Consider the following 20,878-nt stretch of genomic DNA (forward strand, 5'->3'; position numbering starts at 1 on the left):
CCCGCTACCGGGATCCCGCCAGTTGGAGGGTGCCGGGTTGGGGGTGTTTCTCAAAGTAGCGCTGGAGGACCTGTTTGGCGACCGGACCGGCGATGAGACCACCGCCGTTGCTTTCGTCGGGCTCTTCGCCGACAACGACGAGGGCGATGGCAATTTCCGGATTCTCGATTGGCGCGAAGGCCATGAACCAGGCGAGTTCGAGGGTTCCTTCGGGGGTTCGGACCTGGGCGGTGCCGGTCTTGGCCGCCATCCGGATGCCCGGTATTTTGGCCAGTCGCGCCGTGCCGATCTGGGCGGCCTGTTCCATTCCGTCGATGACCATGGCGTAGAGTCGGGGATCGATTCCGATGGGTTGGCTGGCCGGAACGGACCGGACCGATTCGGGGAGGGTGCGCAGCAGGGTGGGCGTGGTGCGGGTCTGGTTTCGGGCCAGGCTGGCGGCGACGCAGGCCATCTGGAGCGGGGTCACCCGAAAGAAGCCCTGGCCGATGGAGGTATTGGCGGTGTCGCCCGGAAACCAGGGCATGTTCTGGTGTTCCTTCTTCCATTCCCTGGACGGCACAATCATGGCAGTGGCTTCGGAGGGGATCTCGATGCCGGTCTGTTGATCGAGCCCGAAGCGCCGAGCCTCGGCACTGATATTATCGATACCGGTCTCCAGCCCGTACTTGTAGAAGAAGACGTTGCAGCTGACGCGCAGGGCGTCGCTCAGGTTCACCTCGCCGTGCCCCCGGCGATTGTGGCAGGGGAAATTCCGTCCGCCGACGCGCAAGTAACCGGTGCAGAGCGCGGTGGAGTTCTCGTTGATGACCCCGGCCCGGATGCCCGCGATAGCCGTGAGAACCTTGAAGATGGATCCGGGCGGGTAGAGCCCCTGGGCCGCCCGGTTGAGCCAGGCCCCTTCATCATTGATCCGGGCAAAGACTTCGCGGCTGATGAAAGGAGTCAGGTCATTCAGGTCGTAGTCCGGTTTGCTCACCATGGCGAGCACCTCGCCGGTGTGGACATCAAGGGCGACAAGAGCCCCCTGCCGGTCGCCGAAGGCGTTCTCCCCGACCGTTTGCAGGTCGATATCCAGGCTGGTGGTGAGGGGGTTTCCCTGGACGGGCAGTTCGCGCCGGATGCGTTCCACCTGGAACCCGGCCGGGTCGACAATCCAGATCTCCCCGCCGGTCTCGCCCTGGAGCAGGGTGTCGAACGCCTTTTCGAGTCCGTTGCGGCCGAAAGTGCCCTTGGAGATGAAGGTGGTCAGGTCTTTGCCGGGAAGGTCCGACTCGGGCAGATCGAGTCCCGAAACCACGTAGCCGAGGGTATGGGCGGCGGATGAGCCATAGGGATAGTAGCGTGTGGGCTCACTGTAGACCTGGATCGGGGATTCCACCGGTATCTGCTCGACCAGCAGGGCGAATTCCTCGGGCTCCAGATCGTCGAGGATGGTGAACGGCAGAAGGGGCTGCTGGGCGAAGTGCCGGTTGAGTTTGCGGCTGTCGATCGAGGCACCGCGGTTGAGTATGCGGTTGAGCTGGTCGAGATAGACCTGGATGACGGTGACCCGTGCTTCGGTCTCGAGGTCCCGCCCGGCCAGAGGGATTTCCCGGTCCCTCAGGTCCCGGACCAGACGGATGTATTCGGATCGGAAGGCCATGCGGATCTCCGGATCCGAGAGAAAGATAACCGCGGCAAAGCGGGGACGATTGCCGACCAGCAGGGTGCCTTCGCGGTCGTAGATATTTCCCCGGGGACCGGGGACGAGAACCCGGCGCTGGTTCTGCAGGCGCTCCCGCTCCGAATAGGAAGCGCTGCGGATGAGCTGCCGATAGCCGAGGCCGACGGTGAGGACGACCAGCATCAACCCGAACAACCCGTAGAAAAAGAGGAGTCGCGGTTGATGATTCCGGTGGCTTTCGATCACGCTCATCGGGCTTCCCTCTGCTCTTCGTCAAGACGGATGCCAAAGAGTTCCAGGATCGCGATCTGGAAGGCGAAGAACCATCCGGTGGTCAGGGCAAGCGCGAACTGGGAGACGATCAGATCGACGACGAGGCGGCCGGGGTGTCCGGCAGAGCCGTTGGTGACGGCGCTGACGGTGGAAAAGGCGGCGAAAAGGAAGAGGTTGGCCAGGAGGACAACAATCAGGGTGCTGAACGCCTCCTCCCGGTGGAATTGGGAGCGTACCGCGTAGATGAACGTGAAGGCTGTGGTGAAGAGGACGAAGGCGGTTCCGAGGGGAAACGGGGTGAGGGTATCGTAAAAGAAGCCGATCAGAGCCGTGGCCGCCAGACCCTGGGGCAGATTGAGCCGGAGTGCGGCGAAACCGACGGGGAGCCCGAAAAGAAAGAGAGAGGCGGGGATGGCGGCCAGGTAATGGTTGACCTGGATGCAGAGGAAGAGAAAGAGCAGGTTGCCGCCGGTCACGAGCAGCCATCTTTGGTCGCTTTTCATGGCTCAAGCGTGTCGATCGGGATGAGGACGGCCACCTCGGTCACCGTATTGAGCCGCTCGTCGAGCCGGACGCGGCCAGTCTTGAAGAGGCCGTCCGGATTGGCACTGAGCACCTCGATCCAACCGATGGTAAGACCGGCGGGAAAGACGCCGCCCAGGCCCGAGGTGATCAGGCGCAGTGGGGCGTTGGGAGACGCATCGACGTCGGAAGAAACGAACTCGACCCGCCCGAACGGAGGACGGATGGGTGGGTTGGCCACGCCCTGATAACTGACCGGGCGCGAATCGGTCTCGAACTGAGCCGCCAGCCGGACATGCGGGCTGCTGACCAACTCGATAACCGAGGTGTAGGCGTGGACCTCCCGGACCCGACCGACGACCCCGCCGGTGAAGACCACGGGCGAACCGGGCTCGATGTTGTAGTTGCGGCCCTTGCGGATGACGATCTGTTGCCACCAGGCGGTGATGTCGCGATGGGAGACGCGGGCAACCTCGTAGCGGAAGGCCGGTTGCGGCGGTAGCCCGAGCAGGCGTTCGAGTCGCTCAATCTGATGACGGAGGGCGTCCTGCTCCTGGATTTTCAACTCGTAGGATGCATTGAGGCGGGCAAGGTCGCGGCCGGCTTCGAAGAGGTCGCTCTTGGAATGCAGTCGATTGCCCCAGAAGGCCTGAAGATCGCGAATGAACGATGGCGCCAGCAGGACGGGAGCCTGAAATTCGTAGAAGCTGACCCGGAGAAGGGCCCGGGCAAACATCGGAAGGAGAAGCCACCCGGCAAGAAGCAAGCCGAGGGTGACAAAGGGGCGGGCCTGGACGAATCGTTTGCGGAACAAGACCTCTAGGAGATCAGGGTTTAGGCCCTTCGGCGCAAGCAAGTTCGGCGGCCGGCTGGCATACAATCACCGGGATCCGCATCGACCACCCACCTGACGGCACGGTCAGTTTTTCGACTCGGTCGTGACGTAACTGAGGAGGAAGTTGAGGTCGGCCAGGACGGCCCCGGTCCCGTTGGCCACGGCGCTGAGCGGATCCTCGGCCACGATGACGGGCAGCCCCGTCTTCTCGCAGAGCAGATGGTCCAGGCAGCGCAGGAGGGCACCGCCGCCGGCAAGGACAAATCCGCGGTCGACGAGGTCGGCCGACAACTCCGGCGGGCAGCGCTCGAGGGCGTTGCGCACGGCCTCGACGATCAGGTTGACCGTGTCGCTGAGCGCCTCGCGGATTTCCTGGGAGGTCACGTGGATCGTCTTGGGCAGGCCGGCGACGGAATCGCGACCCTTGACCTCCATGGTCAGCTCCTCCTCCAGGGTATTGGCCGAACCGATACGGACCTTGATCTCTTCGGCGGTGCGCTCACCGACCAGAAGGTTGTAGGCCCGCTTCATGTAATTGATGATGGCGGCATCGAGTTCGTCTCCACCGACCCGGATGCTCTTGGAGAAGACGACACCGGCCAGGGAGATGATGGCCACCTCGGTCGTTCCTCCCCCGATGTCCACGATCATGTTGGCGGCGGGTTCCTCGACCGGCAGGCCGACCCCGATGGCGGCGGCCATCGGCTCCTCCAGCAGGAGCACCTCGCGGGCCCCGGCGTGGATGGCGGATTCCTTGACCGCGCGCTTCTCCACTTCGGTAATTCCCGAGGGGATGGCGACCACGACCCGCGGCGGAACGATTTTGGCGTTGTTCTGCACCTTCTTGATGAAGTAGCGCAGCATGGCCTCGGTGATGTCGAAATCGGCGATGACACCGTCCTTCATCGGCCGGATGGCCGTGATGTTGCCGGGAGTGCGCCCGAGCATCCGCTTGGCCTCATCACCGACCGCAAGAACCTTGCGGGTGGCGCTATGGATGGCGACAACACTGGGCTCGCGCAGGACGATGCCCTTGTCCTTGGCGTAGACCAGGGTATTGGCAGTGCCCAGGTCGATGCCTATGTCGTTGGAAAAAACCCCGAAAATATTGCGCAACATTCGCTATGCAAAGTGGATACTGCAGCCGGAGTCCCGATACAACTTGGGCCGCAATCCGATGTCAAAATGAATCTGGCCGACGATTTCCGGGTCGGCGGGGGGCGGGCGGTCGCCGGCCGGGAAGCTACTCGGTGCCGTTCTTTTCCGGCTGTGGGGTCGCGGGCTTGGCCGCGGGGCGGGGCGGCTTCGGCGGCTCGTCCTCGATGGCCGAACGGATATCACTCTCGATCTCCGAGGTCGCCTTCTTGAACTCCTTGATTGATTTGCCGAATCCACGGGCGAGCTCGGGCAGGCGCTTGGCGCCGAAGAGCAGAAGGATGAGGAAGAGGACGACGACGACTTCGGTCCATCCGAGTCCCTGGATGAAGGCCAGGGCGGGTGTTGGGAATGCGCTCATGTGGTGCAACATAGGTTGGGGAGACGACGGTATTGGGGACTAACGGTGATTTGGAGCCTCTCTTGAGACAGTATCCTGGACACCGTCCGAAGTCAGTTGTTCTTCACCGCTTTCTTCAGAAGGGCCTGAGGGTTGTCGGTTTGCTCGGCTTCAAAGAAACCGTAGAGCTGACGGATCCGGGTCGGATGCCGCATCTTGCGAAGCGCCTTGGCCTCGATCTGGCGGATGCGTTCACGTGTGACCTTGAACTGTTTGCCGACTTCCTCGAGGGTCCGGCTGTAGCCGTCGACCAGGCCGAAACGCAGGGAAAGAACCCTTCGTTCGCGCTCGGTCAGGCTGTCGAGAACGTCGATGATCTTCTCCCGGAGCAGACTGAAAGCAGTCATGTCGTAGGGGTTCTCGGCGCTCTTGTCTTCGATGAAATCGCCGAAGCTGGTGTCATCGCCGTCGCCGACCGGGCTCTGCAGGCTGATCGGTTGCTGAGCCATCTTCATGATGGACTGGACCCGCTCGACCGGCATCTGCATTTCGTCGGCCACTTCCTCGGGCGTCGGCTCGTGGCCGAACTCCTGGAGAAGCTGCTTCTGAACCTGCATCACCTTGTTCAGGGTCTCGATCATGTGGACCGGGATCCGGATGGTCCGCGCCTGGTCGGCGATGGACCGGGTGATGGCCTGACGGATCCACCAGGTGGCGTAGGTGGAAAACTTGTAGCCGCGACGGTATTCGAATTTCTCAACGGCCTTCATCAGGCCCATATTGCCCTCCTGGATTAGGTCGAGGAATGAGAGACCGCGGTTGGTGTACTTCTTGGCGATGCTGATGACGAGGCGAAGATTGGCCTCGACCATCTCGGTCTTGGCCTTGTGGGCCTGACGCATGAACTCGCGGACGCCATGGACGACTTCGATCAGGGCGTCGGGCTCGATCCGGTATTGGATTTCAATCTCCTTCAGACGCGCCTGGCGAGCCTTCACATCGATTTGGGCCTGTTTCTTGGTCCGGGGCCGCTTGGCGTCTTCAAGGTCGCGCCTGATCCGGTGGATCTCGTTGAGGACCGGGCTGAGTTCTTCGAGGACTTCCTCAAACACCTTCAATTTGAAGAAGTACTTCGGGAATGTCCCGCGCAGGACCCGCTCATGTTTGCGGAACCGGGTCAGGATCCGTTTTGTATCGGCTTCGGTCTTGGCCGTCTGCAGTTCGTCCCACGCCTTCTGCACGTTGGCTTCGGAACGTTCGGTCAATTCGATCAGCTTGGGGAGCGACTTGAAATAGGATTCGCGGTTCTCGATCTTCTTGTCGATGACGACCCGGTCGAAACGTTCCTCGCGATTGATCAGCTTCCAACCCAGAACGATGTGGAAGGGGCCGGTCAGACCGATGGAAAAAAGGCAGTCCTGGGCTTTCTGTTCGGCGGTCTCGATGCGCTTGGATATTTCCACCTCCTGTTCGCGGGTCAGGAGCGGGACCTGTCCCATCTGCTTGAGGTACATCCGGACGGGATCGTCCAGAATATCATGGGAGGACGAACGGCTTTCCTCCTCCTCGATTTCCTCCTGACGCGCCTTGTAGGATTCGACATCATCCGGATCGAGAATATCGATCTCAAGATTCTGGAGAATCGAGATCACATTCTCGATGTCTTCAGGGTTGTCGACGCTCTCGGGAAGGGCGTCGTTGATGTCGCTGAAAGTCAGATAGCCCTGTTCCTTGGAAAGGCGAATCAGGAATCTGATCTTTTCATTGATGGAGGCCTGGGTTTGATCGCCGGACTTCGTTTCCTTGGCGGTCTTGGCTTTTCTCGGCATAAGTGGCTGTCAGGGAAGGGCTTTGAGCTTCGGAGGATGGACTTTGAGATGTCGGAGCTCTTGCTGTTTTTTACGTAAAACTATACTCTCAGCATCCAACGTTTCCCCTTTCCGGGCAATTTCAAGCTCTAACTCCTTGATTCTGGCCTGACAATAGCGGTTGAGAATCCTCCCGATGCCCTCGTTGGCGATTTTCTCGGGACTGTCCACCTCGAGCTTCTCAAAGCGAAGCGAGGCGATATAGCGTCGCTCATCCTCACTCTCGAGGAGCGAATCGACGGAATCGGATCCGGGCCAGGTCTCATGTTCGAATTCGGCGAGGAACCGGTCGAGAAGCAGGCCGGGCATCCGATGCTTTTCGATCCATTCGTGATTGAGGACCCGGGTCAGGGGAGGGCCGTACTCAGGATGACTGAGGAGGAGGTGAATGAGGTCCTCCTCGGCACAGGGAAAACGGCCGGCAAACATGGTGGAGGGCCTGCGGGCAGGTTCGGTGGCCTCCTGGCCGGATCCGCCGGGACGGATCCGGCTGAAAGCCTGGAAGTCGGATTCAAGGGCCTGGGGGGCGATGTTGAGGTAATTGGCCGCCTGCTGGAGGTAGCCGGCTTTGGCCACATCCGATCCGCTTCCGACGATCATTTCGAAGATTTCCCGGCTGGCACGGGCCTTTTCCAGGGGGGAGGCGGTCGACGGGTCGGGCAGGATGCAACGGCAGGCAAAGCCGAGGGCGTCGACGGCACCCTTCCTGAGATCGTCGATCGCCCCGGGTCCCCTTCGGCGCAGGAGGGTATCGGGATCCTCTCCCGGCTGCAGGGTGAGGAAGCGGACCTCGATACCGGCCTTGATGGCGATGGGAATGAGTCGCAGTGCCGCCCGCTGGCCGGCCGAATCGCCGTCGAGCAGGCACTCAACGACTGCCTGGTAACGGCGGAGCAGGCCGAGTTGGGTCTCGGTGATTGCGGTGCCCTGCGGCGCAATGGTCGCCTTCAGGCCCACCTGCCAGCAGCGCAGGGCGTCGAGCTGACCTTCCACCATGAGGAAGGGCGTGCGGTCGTTCACTTCCATTCGGGCGCGGTCCAGATTGAAGAGGACAGCGCCCTTGGTGAAGACGGGCGTCTCCGGCGAATTGATGTACTTGGCGTCGTGACTGGGGTCGTCCTTGGGAGTCAGTTCAAGCTGGCGGGCGGTGAAGGCGATGACCCGCCCCTGGTGATCGCGGATCGGGATCATCAGGCGTCCGCGAAACCGATCGTAGTGGCGGTCTCCCCGGCCATAGAAGAGTCCGCACTCCCGCAGGGCCTCTTGGGAGAAGCGGTTGCCGAGGGCGCCGGTCAGCGCCGTTCCGGTGGCCGGGGCAATGCCGATCTTGAACTCGGCGGCGAGATCGGCCGGAAACCCCCGGTTCCCTTCCCAGTAGTCCCGGCCGAAGCGTCCGAGTTCGTCGTCGGCCAGAAAACACCGGTGGTAGAACTCGGTCGCATATTCGTGGAGTTCGAGGATTTCCTGACGCAGCGACCGCTCTTCCGGCTTGTAGCCCGCCTCGTATTCGAGCGGGACATTGAACCGCCTGGCCAGCGACTCGACGGCTTCCACGAAATTGAGCCGCTCGGTTTCCATGACGAATGCGATCATGTCTCCCGCTTTGCCGCTGCTGAAACACTTGTAGAGTCCCTTGTCCGGCGATACGTAGAACGAAGGGGTCTTCTCCTGATTGAACGGGCTGAGGCCGCGGAATTGCGACCCGGCCCGTTTCAGCGTCACCACGGGCGAGACCACGTCCACGATCGAGACCCGGTCTTTGAGATTGCGGATGCTTTCAGCCTTGATCGATGCCATTCCCCGGACGATTTCCTGGACCGTCGCTTACCAGCCGCGAAGGCGGTCCAGGGTGTTCTGTGCCTGCTGGATCCGCGGGTCGTCCGGGCCGGCCAGCAGGAGGAAATCCTCGTAGGCCCGAATTGCCTTCAGGGTATCGCCGCCGGTCGCCGAAAGGGCGTCGGCGAGCAGGAGAGCCAGATCCGGGCTCTGCGGAAAGCGTTCCCGGGCGGCGGCCGCTTCGACCAGGAATTGATCGTAGGGACGGGTGCGACGGACGATCTGAAGGTAGGTCTCTTCAATCCGGGGATTCCTCCGGTCGCGGCGCCGGGCCTCGAGCACGCAGGATTCCGCTTCGGTCCACTGCTGCAGATCCATATAGGCGCGGGAGAGGTTGAGCCAGACCTCGGGCTGGGAATCGTTTTCGTTGAGGGCCTGCCAGTAGGCGGCGATCGCGGCCTCGGGGTTGCCGACCGCCAATTGGGCGTCGCCTTGGGAACCCGTTTCCGGATCGGCATTTGAAGATCTGGTGGACAGGGTCGCGGCTTCCCGGGCTTTCCGGGCCTCTTCTTCGGCGAGGCGGGCGGCCCTCGCTTCGGCTTCCGCCCGGCGGGCATTTTCGGCTGCGATGGCTTCCTGTTCGCGTTGGAGCCGGGCCACCTCGGCGGCGAGTTGATCCTGGTTGATCCGCGCCGCCTTCAGACTGTCCTGCGAGTTCTTCCACGCATTGATCTTCTCTTCGCTCTCCTTGAAGCGTCCGAGGTCGTCGGGATCGGTCAGCTTCCCGCGAAGACTCGATGCGATTTCTGTCGCCTGAGTGAAGTCGCTGTTCGCGATGCTCAATTCGAGCAGGTTGAGCCGGGCGGCGTTCGCCGTGGCGCCTCCCTCTCTCGCGGCGGTGGCATACCAGACCTGGGCTTGAGGAAGGTTGTTCAGGGATCGAAAAAGGTCCCCGAGGGTGAAGGCGGTTTCGGCAGACGGCTCGAGCGTCTGACAGGCGAGCAGGGCTTCGATCGCCCCCCGCGGATCTCCGGTCGATCGGCAGAGTTCGGCCAGGTGCTGCCAGGCACTGGCATCCTGGGTGTTGGATTTGACGTAAAGCCGGTACTGCTCGATGGCCGAGACCGGATCGCCGGCCGTTTCAAGCGATTCAGCGGCGAGCAGCCTCAGGTCGGTCTGGGCGGGATCAAGGTCGGCCAGTTGAATCATGTGCCAGGCCGCCAGGGTGTGGTCGCCGTTTCCGGCGTAGGCGAACGCGAGAGCCTCAACCACCGGTTTGGTGTTGGGTCGTTCTTCGTTGAGGGGAACAAGGATTTCGATCGCTCCGGCGAAATCACCCTCGTTGACCATGGTATTGGCCTTCTGCAACTCCCGGTTGAACACCTCGTCCCGGCTGGCACAGCCCGCGGCGAGGAGAAACACCGCGGCGAGGGCGAAGATGCGAACGTTCCTGGAGTTGCCTTGAACCGGACTGGGCATTGAAGCAGGTTCCGTCTCGGAATTTCAGCTGTCAAGGGTCTCTGACCGAGTGTTTTGGAATTTGGCCGGGAATTGCCGGCTGAGACCACCCGATCCGGGTTCGGATCGAAGCCGACCTTGACGTAGGGAAACTTCGTCTGTTGCGATAGGGGGTTCGACCATGCCAATCCTTTCCCGGGTCATTCCAATTCGTGCTGGGGCCAGACTTGCGGCTTTCGTCCTGTTGTGGACGATGACGATGTCGCCGGCAATGGCCCGATTTGCCGATTCCGGTCCTTTGCCGGGAAATGAGATCTGGGAGGTGACGGTTCGCGAATTCTCGCCTACCGAGTATGATCTTTCGGTCGAGGCGATCATCGCGGCATTTGAAGAATCGACCGGCAGGCGTCTTGTTCCCGGCGCCAAGGGTCGGGTGGGGTTGAAGGTCTATTCGGATTCCGGCCCGGGGATTTCCACCCCGCTCAGTCTGGTGCGGGCGGTTGCGTCGGCTCTCGAGCGTCGGGGGTTTTCGCGCGAGCAGCTGTTCATCATCGATCTTGACGGTCCCCGTCTCCGATCCGCCGGCTTTCTGCCTCCCCTGAGCCAGGGCGGCGGCCGTTTCGCGGGTATCCCGGTCATCGCTCTGACCGATGGCGACCATTACGATCCCATCTGGTTCTACGACAATCCGCTGCCTCCACCCAATCGCAGCCTTCTCATGGACGAGGCTCCGGAACGGGAGGTATCGGAAGATGAGCGCAAGAGCCTGCTGGCGGTCCCGTTGCTGCTCGACGTCGATTTCTGGATCAATCTCCCTTCCTACACGGATCACCCGGTCCTGGGAGTGAACGGAGCGCTGGTCAATGCGACCCTGTGGAATGCCAGCAACACGATGCGGTTCTTTCGCAGCCCGGCCAATGCCCCGGCCGCTGTTGCCGAAATGGCGGCGATTCCCGAGCTCAAGGATGGGTGGGTCTTCACCCTGGTTTCGCTGGAGCGGTTCCAGTTCATCGGCGGCCCGATCTTCAATTCCCTCTACACCCTGCAGGAACCGCGGATCTGGCTGAGCCGCAATCCGGTGATGCTCGATGCATTGATGACCGAAAGGATCGACGAAGGACGACGGCGGGCCGGATTTCGTCCGCTTCCGCCGGGTTTGCGGGTGCTCTCCTATGCGGAGCAGATCGGATTGGGGACGGCGGATACGAGCCTGGCGCGGTGGCGGAAGGTGGAGCCGGCGTTGCCGGTCAATCCGCGAAATGACCAAGATTCCCCTTGAAATCCCCCCGGGTCGGGCCTTTTGCTAGAGGCATGTCGCTGGCTGATTTTTTTCCTGTTCTTGTTCAAGTAGTTCTGGCCGCCTCTCTCGCAGTGGTCATCATCCTGGTCAGCCACCTTTTCGGACAGCGAAGCGCCCGCAACAAAATCAAGGATTCGGCCTACGAGTGCGGCATCCCCTCCGAAGGGCAGGCGCACACCCGTTTTTCGGTGAAGTTCTACGTGACTGCGATGCTCTTCATCCTCTTCGATATCGAGGTCATCTTTCTCATCCCCTGGGTGTTCATCTACCGCGATTTCCTGGCCGCGGGGATTCCCGTGCTGACGCCCATTCTCGTGTTTCTCGGCGTGCTTGTCCTCGGTCTCTTCTACGAAATGAAGAAAGGAGCACTGGAATGGGAACGCTAGTCGGTTCCCGCTAATCCACGCTTTCTTCCCATGCGGCTGGACCGTTTCCTGACCCAATCCCGGGTCGTCGATCTGGAGAGCACCTCGATGAAAGGGGTGCTCCAGGAGTTGCTCGCAGTCAGTGCGGCGAAGTTCAGCGATCTCAACGTCTCCGCGCTCCTGTCGGGTCTGCTCGAACGGGAAAGCACCATGACGACCTACCTGGGCAACGGGGTTATTTTGCCCCATGTCAGGGTGAAGATGAAGCGGCGCTATCTTTTCGCGGTGGGGCGGAGCCGGGAGGGTATCCGCTACGACGGCTTGAAGGACGGCGAACTCATCCACATCGTCTTCGTCCTGATCGCGGACGAAGGTTCGCGGGATTATCTCCAGGTTCTTGCCTCGCTCGCCCGCCTCGCCAAGGACCGGGAGTTCGTCGACAGCCTGGTCGCGGCCGAAGATCCCGGGATTCTTTACGAGAAGCTGACCGCGGGTTTCGGGGGACTGGTGGCCAAACCGGTGCTGCGGCGACAGAACCGGACCAACCGGCTGATTTTCAGGGAGGCTGAGAAGATCGCGCGGGGGGCCAATTGTTCCGCCGTGGCTGTTTTCGGAGACACCCTGACCACGGCACCTTCCGCCTCGAACTGGTTCCACGGTTTCAAGACCATTCTGGTGACGCGCAACGCCGGCGAGACCAATCTCGACGCCAAGCGTTTCTCGGCGGTCATCCAGGTGCGGTCTTTTTCCAAGACCCGTCTCGCCCAGATGCGCAGCGCGTTTCTGGTGGGAATCACCCGCCGGATCATCCAGCTCAACGACCGGATCTGCTGCGTGGGCGGCATTCCCGAGAGCGATCTCTTTGACACGATCGTGGTGGTTGACGTGCAGCGGGAATTCCGGACCCTGCTGGCCGATCAGGATGACTTTCTTCCGGCGGACGTCAAACCGGAGGCCTTCGAAAGGGTCATCGGAATCGCGATGGAACTGGCGGTCGAGGGCCGCGAGGCCCATCCGGTCGGGGCCCTCTTCGTGCTCGGGGATTCCGCCAGGGTGGAGAAGATGTCCAAACCCCTCGTATTGAATCCATTTTATGGATACAGAGAGGAGGACCGCAACATCCTGAACCCCTTCATGGATGAGACGATCAAGGAATTCTCCTCGATCGACGGAGCCTTCATCATCCGGGGCGACGGCGTCATCACCTCGGCCGGCAGCCTGATTTACGCGCCGGACTACTACCATACCCTGCCCAGCGGGCTCGGTTCGCGCCATGCGGCGGCGGCGGCCATCTCCCTGGCGACGAATTGCATCTCCATCGTGGTCTCCTCCAGCACCGGACAGGTCACGGTGTTCCGGCGCGGCGTCCTCCTGCCCCTCTTCGAGAAGGGCGTGGCCGGTCAATCCTGAGGCCGCTCTGCAACCGTTCGGATCGGTCGGGGACGGATTGCCGGATCGGCCTCCCGGGGCATTCCGAGTCCGGGCCATCGGCAGATCCCGCCACGGCATCCGGGTGCACGAGGTTCGCTTTTGTGTTGCCTTGGCGAACGTCCGGGCCTTTGTTGGCCGTTTTTCAAAGCCATGCCACGAGAACTCGTCACCATTGAATGCACGGAAGCGCGGAAAGAGGGGAAGCCCGTATCGCGTTACATGACCACCCGCAACAAGAAGCTCCAGACCGAGAAGGTGGAGAAGAAGAAGTACAATCCGCACCTTCGCCGGCACACCCTGCACAAAGAGGTCAAGTAATCCGGTCCTGACGGACAAGCCCGGGCGGTCAAACAGACCGCCCACCCGCAGCGCGGTTGATCACGGACGATCAACCGCTCTTGGTATCGGTCTGAGAGGGAACGGCGGTCTGGCGGCGGCTGGCCCGCCAGCTTTCGCGGTGCTTCCGGATCCAGTCGAGGAGGGCGCGCTCAAAACCCACATCGTAGCCCAGGCGTTCGGACTCGATCCACTTGTGCTTCAGGATCTCTTCGCGTTCGGCGAGAAATTCCTGGTAAAGGCTCGATTGCTTGACGAACTCGTGCGGTTCTCTCTTTGGCTTCTGAGCGGTCATCGTCATCGAGTCGTCAGTCTTAATTCGTTAATTGCCTGTGGCTTATATCCCCGGTTCAATTCGAAACAGTAATGCAAAGGAACCGAAGGTAGCACGGTTCCGGGTCGTTTGCGAAGCCTGAGGATGGTCTGCCATTAGAACGAGTCATCATCCAGCCTCGAGCTTCTCGTGGGTTGACGGTCACCCGAACACGCCCGCGAAACGCCGGATCGATGAGTCGAATCGGCAACCTGAGGGGAGGATGTATGCAATCCAACACCTGTGGGGATTGATGTCAAACGACAATCGCGTCACTTTTCGAACCGGGGATCACTTGAGAAGGGTGTCTGTCGTTCCCGATCCGGCGATTTCCTCCCTATTCGGCTTGGCGGAGCTTTTGCAGGATGTCCGCGGCAATCGAGCGGAAGAGGTTGGCGATCGGACTGTCCGGATCGGTGGCGACGATGGGTTTCCCGGCATCCCCTCCGCGGCAGATGGCCGAGTCCTGGGGGATCTGCCCGAGCAGTTCGGTTCCCAGCGCTCCCGCTGTTTCAGCTCCGCCGCCTTCACCGTAGAGGGTGACCCGCTGGTTCGTGCCGGGGATTTCCAGGTAGCTCATATTCTCGACCACGCCCACGAGGGGCACGTTGACCTTGGTGAACATATGGCCGCCTTTCCGGGCCACCTGGGTGGCCGCCTTCTGAGGCGTGGTCACGATGATTGCGCCGGAAAGAGGGATTGTCTGAACCAGTGAAAGTTGCGCGTCTCCGGTTCCGGGCGGGAGGTCGATGACGAGGATCTCAAGGTCGCCCCAGCTGACGTTCTGAACGAATTGCTGGATCGTCTTCATGATCATCGGCCCACGCCAGACCACCGGGGTGTCTTCGTCGACAAGGAAACCCATCGACATGACCTTGAGTCCGAATCGTTCCATCGGGATCAGGCTGTTGTCCTCGATGGCCGGCCGACCGCTCAGGCCGGTCATGAGGGGAACACTGGGCCCGTAGATGTCGCAGTCCATCAACCCGACCGAAGCGCCCTGACCCTCTTTCCTGACAATCTGGGCGAGGGCGCAGGCCAGGTTGACCGCCAGCGTCGATTTGCCGACCCCTCCCTTGCCGCTGGCCACGGCCAGGGTGAAGCGGACACCGGGCATCCCGGTTGGCTGAGGGGCCCCACCGCCGGCGGGCACGGTCGCCTTGGGAGCGCTCACGGCCAGCTCGACCACGGTGGACGTGACTCCGTCGACAGCGAGGACGGCGGATTCCACCGCCTCCTTCAGCTTCTTCGGAATCGTCGGATCGGCGGTGGTCACCGCCAGTTTGACAATGGCCTTTCCCTCGAGGAAATCGACCGATCGGACCAGGCCGAACGATACGATGTCCCGGCTGAATCCCGGGAAATTGACGGTTTTGAGGACTGATTTGACGGCTTCGAGGCTCACTGTGTGTTCTGGTTGGAGGATGGAGTGGGGGATGGAAAGCCTGCTCGGCCCGGAGGTCAACCCGCGACGGCTTTCTCTGTGTGGAAAGGCGGATTGGATGCAGGCGTTTCCACTTCTGGGTTGAATCGGCTCCGGTCAGGGGCGATAGAAGGGTGCATGACTTTCAAGAAGCCGATTTTCTCCGTCCTTTTACTTCTTTCCCTGCTGGGCTTGGTTCTGCCGACATGCGCCCAAGTCCGGGACATCGGCGACATCACGGTTCAATCGGACGTCAAGGTCATCCCCGTCCGGATCGAGGCCGATTCGGTGGAGATCCGCCGCCTGGCGGAGAACGCCTTTGCCTGTCATGGCCGATACCGGGTGGCGCGCAACGCTTCGGATGCCTCCTTCGTCCTGAAGTTCGCCGTGGCCGGGACCAACGCCATTGCCCTGACCATCCAGTCGGGCAACCCGGCCAGGACGCTCTTTGCTGAAACGGTCGGCGGCGCCTCCCTGCGAAACGCCCTGTTTCGAGCTGCCGATCGTGCCGTGGTCAAGACGTCGGGTAGCCCCGGCTTCTTTGCCGGGCGCCTCACCTTCGTCAGTGAGCGGACCGGTGCGAAGGAGATTTATATTTCCGACCTCTTCTTCGGTGAGGCGCTCCAGATGACCAATGACCGGTCGCAATCGATCATGCCGCGCTGGTCGCCCGATGGACGCAGGATCCTCTACACCGGCTACTTTCAGACGGGTGCTCCCGATATTTTCGAGATCGATACGGCGACCCAGCAGCGCAAACCATTCGTCAGCCTGAAAGGGACAAATACCAGCGCCCGTTTCAGCCCGGACGGCAACCTCGTGGCGATGATCCTGACCGGCGAAGGCAATTCGGAGGTTTACGTCAGCAATGCATTGGGCCGGCAGATCCGGCGATTGACCCGGACCAACGCGATTGAGGCAACGCCGACCTGGTCGCCGTTCTCGGATCGCCTGGTCGTGACCTCGGATTTGGCCGGGAGGCCGCAGCTGTTTCTTCTCCCGGTCTCGGGTGGTTCGCTCGAGCGGATCCCGACCAATATCAGCGGCTATTGCGCCGAGCCGGACTGGAACCAGGCGAATCCCGACCTGATCGCGTTCACGGTTGCCTCGGGCAAGCAGTTCCAGTTGGCCACCTACAGTTTCTCCAAGAAGAAGAGCACGGTGCACACCCAGGGATCCAGCGACGCGATTGAGCCGTGCTGGACCAAGGACGGCCGGCACCTGGTTTATACCAAGAGGGTGGCCAACAACCAGCAGGTCCACATTCTGGATACGGAAACCGGCAAGACGACCCGCCTGAGTCCGGAAAGCCTCGGTTCGACCTTCCAGGCAAATTACGTCTATCCCTGAAGGGAGGACAACGTCGATACCGCGACGTTGTCACAGTCCCCGATTCGGCGGCCACCGCACTCTGCCGCGGCGCCGAAGGATGCGGGGCAGGTCGATCACTCGACGATGCCCCGACTCGAATCACCCCGGTGACTACAGCGCGGCGGTGTAGTTGGCTTCGGCCGCGTCCCAATTGACCACGTTCCAAAAGGCCTTCACGTAGTCGGGCCGACGGTTCTGGTAGTTGAGGTAGTAGGCGTGTTCCCAGACGTCGAGACCGATGACCGGAACGGCGCCTTCCATCAGGGGGGAATCCTGATTGGCGGTGGAATGCACGACCAGCTTGCCGCCCTTGACACTGAGCCATGCCCAGCCGCTGCCGAAACGGGTGGTGGCCGCCTTGAGGAAGGCTTCCTTCAGTGTTTCGAATCCGCCGCATTCGCTCGTGATGGCGGCGGCCAGTTTGCCCTTGGGAGCGCCTCCGGCCTTGGGGCCGATGACTTTCCAGAAGAAGGAATGGTTGGCGTGACCGCCGCCGTTGTTGCGAACGGCGGTGCGGATGCCCTCGGGCACGGCATTGAGATCGGCAATGAGCGCTTCAACCGACTTTGCGGCGAGAGCGGCGTGTCCTTCCAGCGCGGCGTTCACGTTGGTGATGTATGCCTGGTGATGCTTGGTGTGATGAATCTCCATCGTCCGGGCATCGATATGCGGCTCAAGAGCGTCGTAGGCGTAAGGAAGGCTGGGAAGTGAGTAGGCCATTTTTCTTTTTGGTTGGTTCTTGGTTATGGGAAACGGGAATATCGCGTGACCCCTCTCTCAGGTCAACCCTTCGGGGGCTCGTTTTATGCGGAAGTAGGCCTGGATCAGGTCGAGGCAGGGACCTTCCATGACCCCTCGGGTGATCTGGAAATGGTGGTTGCTGCGCGGCAGGGCATTCAGGTCGGTCGCTCCGCCCAGGCAGCCCATCTTGGGATCGGGAACGGCGTAGACGACCCGGCTGATGCGGCCCATGATGCAGGCCCCGGAACACATCGGACAGGGCTCCTTTGTCACGTAAAGAGTGGCGCCGGTCAGCCGCCAGTCGCCGATGGCGGTGGCCGCCTGGGTCATGGCGAGGATCTCAGCATGGGCGGTGGGATCACCGGTCGCGGCGACCCGGTTGTGGGCCGAGGCGATGACTTCACCGCCGCATTCGATAACCGCGCCGATCGGGACTTCGTCCTGATTCCAGGCATCGATGGCCCGGTTGAAAGCCAGGGCCATGTAGAAGGCGTCATCCCGATTGAGCTGGGATGGGAAGACCTTGCTGAATGGGCAGGGAGAGATTTCCGGCATGAGATGGGTCCCCGGAATCACGGCCCACGAAGCCGCACGAATCAACAGGAATTACCGGCCGTGGACGCTTTCCTTCGTGGAAGTGCGAAGTGCGGGATCGGGCGCTCCGGGGCAGACCGGATCCGAGACTTCCGGATCGCGATGGTGCACGCCACCTTACCATTGATTCTTCTTAAGCCTTGACTCTGAGGGGGGATCTGAGCGAGACATCTCCCTTGCGGCTGCTTTGGAACCCTTTCCGGGCAAACTGTTAAAGCGGGTCGCTGATGTTTTTATGGCGGATGATACGATTGAGGTTGAAGGCAAAATAGTCACGGTTCTTCCGGGAACGATGTTCCGGGTGGAGTTGGCCAACGGGCATACCGTGCTCGCCCATATCTCGGGAAAGTTGCGCAAGCACTTCATCAAGATCACCGCCGGGGACATGGTTAAGATGGAAATGAGTCCCTACGACATGGACAAGGCCCGCATCACCTACCGCCTGCGCAACGTCAACGTCGAGCGGAATGCCCCGATCCGCAGCTACGGCCCGCGCCGCCGCTGATCCGGACGGAGACCTCGGCAGGTCTCCGCTGGCGGACGGCCTCGGCCGGGCGATCGAGTCCTATCTCGCCCACCTCGATCTCGAGCGCGGGCTCTCCGGCAACACGCTCGACGCCTATCGACGCGACCTCGAGCAGTGCGCGCTCCATCTCCAGAAGCTCGGAGCGACCTCCTGGCCGGCAGTGACCACCGGGCAGTTGACCGACTGGATCTACGGCCTCGATGCCGGCGATTTCGCGGTGTCCAGCGTGGCCCGCAAACTGACCGCGGTCCGTGGGTTTGCCCGCTTCCTGGTCAAGGAAGGGATCCGTCCGGACGAGATGACGGAGCTGATCATCGGCCCCAGGGCAAGGCGGCGGGTTCCGGAGACCTTGACGTACAATGAGGTGGATCGCCTGCTCGGGGCACCCCGCCCGGTCGATGCGTACGGAGTCCGGGGACGCGCGCTTCTCGAACTGCTCTATTCGAGCGGCCTCCGTGTATCCGAGATTGCCGATCTGACCCTTCAGCAAATCGATCTCAAACACGGACTGGTCCGGGTCAGGGGAAAAGGGTCAAAGGAACGGATCGTCCCGGTCGGCCGGCAGGCGGTCGTTGCGATCGACGCCTACCTAGTCTCGGGCCGGCCCTTTTTTGTGAAGGCCCGGACGGGGAGCCATCTCTTCCTGAGCGAGCGGGGGAGTCCGCTTTCCCGCAAGACGATCTGGCACCTGATCAAGGGCTATGCCCGGGATGCGGGTATCACCAAGACAGTCAAGCCCCACCTCCTGCGTCATTCCTTCGCGACCCACCTGCTGAGCGGGGGGGCGGACCTGCGGGCCAGTCAGGAAATGCTCGGCCCTGCCGACATCGCCACGACGCAAATCTACACCGCGGTCGAAACCGGCAGGCTTCTCGACCAGCACGGGACCTTTCACCCACGCTCAAAGAAGAAGTGAACAAGGGAAGCACGATTTCCCGTTTTGAAATGTAGCCACGCCGCTGTGTCGGCGTGTTTCAATGTAGCCACGCCGCTGTGTCGGCGTGTATACCCTCGATCCTGGACCTTTGACCCGGCGAGGTGGTTACACCATCGCTCCCATCTCATCCACATAGGTGCGCCCGGGAGTCAATCGGCCGCCATCGCTGAAACCTTCGGGACGACCCGTCAGCCGAGCGATCAGCCGGTTGCGCCAGAGGTCGGTTTCTTTGCTGTGGGTGGTTTCTTTCGCCAGATCGGAAAGCTCCCGGGGATCGTTCTGCAGGTCGAAAAGTTGCTCGGTTCCGGTTTCCGGGCGCCAGATGTACTTCCAGCGTCCATCGGTCAGGCAGTGAAAGGCCTGGTCGGCATCGTAGCAGCGGCAGTGCTCGATATGAAGATGAGCGCGGACAGAGACAGTGCCCCCTCGCAGAATGGGAAGCAGGCTTTGACCGTCCAGATCGGACGCCTGGGGAGCCCCCGCCAGATCGAGCAGGGTGGGTCCGATGTCCTCAAGGCAAACCGGACCCTGGTGATGGTGTCCGCAGGCAAGGCCGAGTTCCGGCGAGCCCTGAATGAGGAAAGGGATGCGGGCCGAGCCCTCGTAGGGTTCACATTTGCGAAAGAGGTGATGGTCCCCGAGCATCTCGCCGTGATCGGAAGTGAAGACGATGACCCAGGGCCGCCCCCGCTTGGCGCAGTGCTTTCGAAACTCGAAAACCAGGCTGTGGACCTGGTCATCCAGGTGATTGATCAACCCGAAATAGCCGGCCTGGGCCGAACGGAGAGCCTCGCCCTGAAGATCGACCCGGTTTGAGTCGACCGAGGCATGGGCGGGATCGTCCGGTGCCTTGGAGACCCAGGAGCCGATGGCCCGATCCGGCAGGGCACTCCTGCGGTAGCGGTCGAAGTAGAACGCCGGCGGCAGGAGCGGCGGGTGTGGCGCGAAAAACGAGGCGGTGATGCAATGGGGCCGGTCGGCGGGAGCCTCCCTGATCTTTTCCCGGGCGCGGTTGACCACCCAATTGGTGGGGTGCCAGGGATCGGGGAATTGCCAGGGACGGGCTGTCCATCCGTTGTTGGAGAGACCGTGTCCGCGAAACCCTCCCTGGCCAGGGAAAGCCGCTTCGAGGTCCCTGCTGTAGTCATCATCCTCGATGTAGCCGGAGGCGAAGACGCGGTCTTCGAACCCGTAGGGCTCGTCGTAAGGATGTTGATGCATATGCCGGCCGACGAGGGTGGTCCGGTAGCCGTGCTCAAGGAGCCTTTCGGTAAAGGTCGGATGGCGGAGCGGGCAGCCGTCCTTGTAGCCGACCAGACCGTTGCGGGCGGGATGCAGACCGGTCAGGAGGGCCCGGCGGGCGGGAATGCAGGACGGACAACTGGTGTAGGCCCGGGTGAAGTGGGTGCCCTGCCGGCCGATCGCGTCGATATTCGGGGTCATCAGGACCGGGTGATCCTCCAGCGAGAGACAGTCGCCCCGCATCTGGTCGGGCATGATCAGGAGGATGTCGGGGCGGGAGTCGGAGGAATCGGTCATGGCGACGGTCTTTCTACCCGGGTTTGCCGCTGATTGGAAAGGCTTCACGGCCTTTTTTTGAAAAACCTGATGGCGGAAACCCACCTGACCCGCCCCCGGATCTGTTCCG

19 protein-coding genes and 1 pseudogene are annotated in these 20,878 nt (G+C 61.8%); 7 read left to right on the plus strand and 13 right to left on the minus strand.

Annotated features, from left to right (window positions below; all coding sequences use genetic code 11):
• Window positions 1-4: 4 nt before the first annotated feature.
• The 8 genes from mrdA to R3F07_05695 all read right to left on the minus strand — a co-directional run bounded on the left by mrdA (window position 5) and on the right by R3F07_05695 (window position 9,914).
• Entirely contained in the window at window positions 5-1,918 is a 1,914-nt protein-coding gene (mrdA, locus tag R3F07_05660) for a penicillin-binding protein 2 (GenBank protein MEZ5275847.1), read from the minus strand.
• On the minus strand, window positions 1,915-2,442 hold the full coding sequence (locus tag R3F07_05665) for a hypothetical protein (protein MEZ5275848.1): 528 nt from the start codon (window positions 2,440-2,442) through the stop codon (window positions 1,915-1,917). Before R3F07_05665 ends, mrdA begins: the two co-directional genes overlap by 4 nt.
• A complete protein-coding gene (mreC, locus tag R3F07_05670) occupies window positions 2,439-3,275 on the minus strand; it encodes a rod shape-determining protein MreC (GenBank protein ID MEZ5275849.1) in 837 nt (278 codons plus the stop codon). The genes R3F07_05665 and mreC overlap by 4 nt, the downstream gene beginning before the upstream one ends.
• A gap of 105 nt (window positions 3,276-3,380) precedes the next feature.
• Window positions 3,381-4,415, minus strand: coding sequence for a rod shape-determining protein (locus R3F07_05675; GenBank protein MEZ5275850.1), 1,035 nt, complete (start codon window positions 4,413-4,415; stop codon window positions 3,381-3,383).
• Window positions 4,416-4,539: 124 nt separating this feature from the next.
• Complete coding sequence (locus tag R3F07_05680) at window positions 4,540-4,812, minus strand: twin-arginine translocase TatA/TatE family subunit (protein MEZ5275851.1); 273 nt, start codon at window positions 4,810-4,812, stop codon at window positions 4,540-4,542.
• A gap of 92 nt (window positions 4,813-4,904) precedes the next feature.
• On the minus strand, window positions 4,905-6,620 hold the full coding sequence (gene rpoD, locus R3F07_05685; protein MEZ5275852.1) for an RNA polymerase sigma factor RpoD: 1,716 nt from the start codon (window positions 6,618-6,620) through the stop codon (window positions 4,905-4,907).
• Window positions 6,621-6,629: 9 nt separating this feature from the next.
• On the minus strand, window positions 6,630-8,456 hold the full coding sequence (gene dnaG, locus R3F07_05690; GenBank protein MEZ5275853.1) for a DNA primase: 1,827 nt from the start codon (window positions 8,454-8,456) through the stop codon (window positions 6,630-6,632).
• A 27-nt stretch (window positions 8,457-8,483) separates the two neighbouring features.
• Complete coding sequence (locus tag R3F07_05695; GenBank protein ID MEZ5275854.1) at window positions 8,484-9,914, minus strand: tetratricopeptide repeat protein; 1,431 nt, start codon at window positions 9,912-9,914, stop codon at window positions 8,484-8,486.
• 232 nt (window positions 9,915-10,146) lie between these two features.
• Between R3F07_05695 and R3F07_05700 the strand changes: the two genes are divergently transcribed.
• From R3F07_05700 to rpmG, 4 genes are all read left to right on the plus strand, one after another.
• Window positions 10,147-11,172: a DUF362 domain-containing protein gene (locus R3F07_05700; GenBank protein MEZ5275855.1), complete on the plus strand. Its 1,026-nt coding sequence runs from the start codon at window positions 10,147-10,149 to the stop codon at window positions 11,170-11,172.
• Between the two features lie 32 nt (window positions 11,173-11,204).
• Window positions 11,205-11,579 (plus strand): NADH-quinone oxidoreductase subunit A, encoded by a 375-nt coding sequence (locus R3F07_05705; protein MEZ5275856.1) that lies wholly within the window; start codon window positions 11,205-11,207, stop codon window positions 11,577-11,579.
• A 30-nt stretch (window positions 11,580-11,609) separates the two neighbouring features.
• A complete protein-coding gene (locus R3F07_05710) occupies window positions 11,610-12,968 on the plus strand; it encodes a diadenylate cyclase (protein ID MEZ5275857.1) in 1,359 nt (452 codons plus the stop codon).
• Between the two features lie 171 nt (window positions 12,969-13,139).
• Window positions 13,140-13,307: a 50S ribosomal protein L33 gene (gene rpmG / locus R3F07_05715; GenBank protein MEZ5275858.1), complete on the plus strand. Its 168-nt coding sequence runs from the start codon at window positions 13,140-13,142 to the stop codon at window positions 13,305-13,307.
• 70 nt (window positions 13,308-13,377) lie between these two features.
• On the opposite strand, the gene R3F07_05720 is transcribed toward rpmG, so the two are convergent.
• Both R3F07_05720 and R3F07_05725 read right to left on the minus strand, forming a co-directional pair.
• Window positions 13,378-13,626: a hypothetical protein gene (locus R3F07_05720; protein MEZ5275859.1), complete on the minus strand. Its 249-nt coding sequence runs from the start codon at window positions 13,624-13,626 to the stop codon at window positions 13,378-13,380.
• Between the two features lie 349 nt (window positions 13,627-13,975).
• On the minus strand, window positions 13,976-15,043 hold the full coding sequence (locus R3F07_05725; protein MEZ5275860.1) for a P-loop NTPase: 1,068 nt from the start codon (window positions 15,041-15,043) through the stop codon (window positions 13,976-13,978).
• A 156-nt stretch (window positions 15,044-15,199) separates the two neighbouring features.
• Between R3F07_05725 and R3F07_05730 the strand changes: the two genes are divergently transcribed.
• Window positions 15,200-16,411: a biopolymer transporter Tol gene (locus R3F07_05730; GenBank protein MEZ5275861.1), complete on the plus strand. Its 1,212-nt coding sequence runs from the start codon at window positions 15,200-15,202 to the stop codon at window positions 16,409-16,411.
• Window positions 16,412-16,543: 132 nt separating this feature from the next.
• Here the strand turns inward: R3F07_05730 and R3F07_05735 are convergent, their stop codons facing one another.
• Window positions 16,544-17,152, minus strand: a complete 609-nt coding sequence (locus R3F07_05735) for a superoxide dismutase (GenBank protein MEZ5275862.1) — start codon at window positions 17,150-17,152, stop codon at window positions 16,544-16,546.
• A 57-nt stretch (window positions 17,153-17,209) separates the two neighbouring features.
• Window positions 17,210-17,728 carry a nucleoside deaminase gene (locus tag R3F07_05740; GenBank protein ID MEZ5275863.1) on the minus strand — a complete coding sequence of 173 codons (519 nt, stop codon included), beginning with the start codon at window positions 17,726-17,728 and terminating at the stop codon, window positions 17,210-17,212.
• A 274-nt stretch (window positions 17,729-18,002) separates the two neighbouring features.
• Here R3F07_05740 and infA point away from each other — a divergent pair.
• Both infA and R3F07_05750 read left to right on the plus strand, forming a co-directional pair.
• Window positions 18,003-18,215: pseudogene (infA, locus tag R3F07_05745) on the plus strand (translation initiation factor IF-1).
• 19 nt (window positions 18,216-18,234) lie between these two features.
• Window positions 18,235-19,209, plus strand: coding sequence for a site-specific tyrosine recombinase XerD (locus tag R3F07_05750; protein ID MEZ5275864.1), 975 nt, complete (start codon window positions 18,235-18,237; stop codon window positions 19,207-19,209).
• A 126-nt stretch (window positions 19,210-19,335) separates the two neighbouring features.
• Here R3F07_05750 and R3F07_05755 read toward each other — a convergent pair whose 3' ends face one another.
• The gene (locus R3F07_05755; protein ID MEZ5275865.1) at window positions 19,336-20,769 is read right to left on the minus strand and encodes a sulfatase-like hydrolase/transferase; all 1,434 of its coding nucleotides are present in this window, start codon (window positions 20,767-20,769) and stop codon (window positions 19,336-19,338) included.
• Window positions 20,770-20,878: the final 109 nt, after the last annotated feature.

The organism is Opitutaceae bacterium (genome assembly GCA_041395105.1).
In the GTDB taxonomy this organism is placed as follows: domain Bacteria; phylum Verrucomicrobiota; class Verrucomicrobiia; order Opitutales; family Opitutaceae; genus B12-G4.

What these genes read in the sequence shown, in the direction of transcription:
- dnaG (MEZ5275853.1), bottom strand. Translation starts at nt 8,456, where the DNA reads ATGGCATCGATCAAGGCTGAAAGCATCCGCAATCTCAAAGACCGGGTC.
- R3F07_05755 (MEZ5275865.1), bottom strand. Translation starts at nt 20,769, where the DNA reads ATGACCGATTCCTCCGACTCCCGCCCCGACATCCTCCTGATCATGCCC.
- R3F07_05665 (MEZ5275848.1), bottom strand. Translation starts at nt 2,442, where the DNA reads ATGAAAAGCGACCAAAGATGGCTGCTCGTGACCGGCGGCAACCTGCTC.
- R3F07_05750 (MEZ5275864.1), top strand. Translation starts at nt 18,235, where the DNA reads ATGCCCCGATCCGCAGCTACGGCCCGCGCCGCCGCTGATCCGGACGGA.
- R3F07_05705 (MEZ5275856.1), top strand. Translation starts at nt 11,205, where the DNA reads ATGTCGCTGGCTGATTTTTTTCCTGTTCTTGTTCAAGTAGTTCTGGCC.
- R3F07_05695 (MEZ5275854.1), bottom strand. Translation starts at nt 9,914, where the DNA reads ATGCCCAGTCCGGTTCAAGGCAACTCCAGGAACGTTCGCATCTTCGCC.
- mrdA (MEZ5275847.1), bottom strand. Translation starts at nt 1,918, where the DNA reads ATGAGCGTGATCGAAAGCCACCGGAATCATCAACCGCGACTCCTCTTT.
- R3F07_05735 (MEZ5275862.1), bottom strand. Translation starts at nt 17,152, where the DNA reads ATGGCCTACTCACTTCCCAGCCTTCCTTACGCCTACGACGCTCTTGAG.
- R3F07_05680 (MEZ5275851.1), bottom strand. Translation starts at nt 4,812, where the DNA reads ATGAGCGCATTCCCAACACCCGCCCTGGCCTTCATCCAGGGACTCGGA.
- R3F07_05740 (MEZ5275863.1), bottom strand. Translation starts at nt 17,728, where the DNA reads ATGCCGGAAATCTCTCCCTGCCCATTCAGCAAGGTCTTCCCATCCCAG.
- R3F07_05700 (MEZ5275855.1), top strand. Translation starts at nt 10,147, where the DNA reads ATGACGATGTCGCCGGCAATGGCCCGATTTGCCGATTCCGGTCCTTTG.
- rpoD (MEZ5275852.1), bottom strand. Translation starts at nt 6,620, where the DNA reads ATGCCGAGAAAAGCCAAGACCGCCAAGGAAACGAAGTCCGGCGATCAA.
- rpmG (MEZ5275858.1), top strand. Translation starts at nt 13,140, where the DNA reads ATGCCACGAGAACTCGTCACCATTGAATGCACGGAAGCGCGGAAAGAG.
- R3F07_05710 (MEZ5275857.1), top strand. Translation starts at nt 11,610, where the DNA reads ATGCGGCTGGACCGTTTCCTGACCCAATCCCGGGTCGTCGATCTGGAG.
- R3F07_05675 (MEZ5275850.1), bottom strand. Translation starts at nt 4,415, where the DNA reads ATGTTGCGCAATATTTTCGGGGTTTTTTCCAACGACATAGGCATCGAC.
- R3F07_05730 (MEZ5275861.1), top strand. Translation starts at nt 15,200, where the DNA reads ATGACTTTCAAGAAGCCGATTTTCTCCGTCCTTTTACTTCTTTCCCTG.
- R3F07_05720 (MEZ5275859.1), bottom strand. Translation starts at nt 13,626, where the DNA reads ATGACGATGACCGCTCAGAAGCCAAAGAGAGAACCGCACGAGTTCGTC.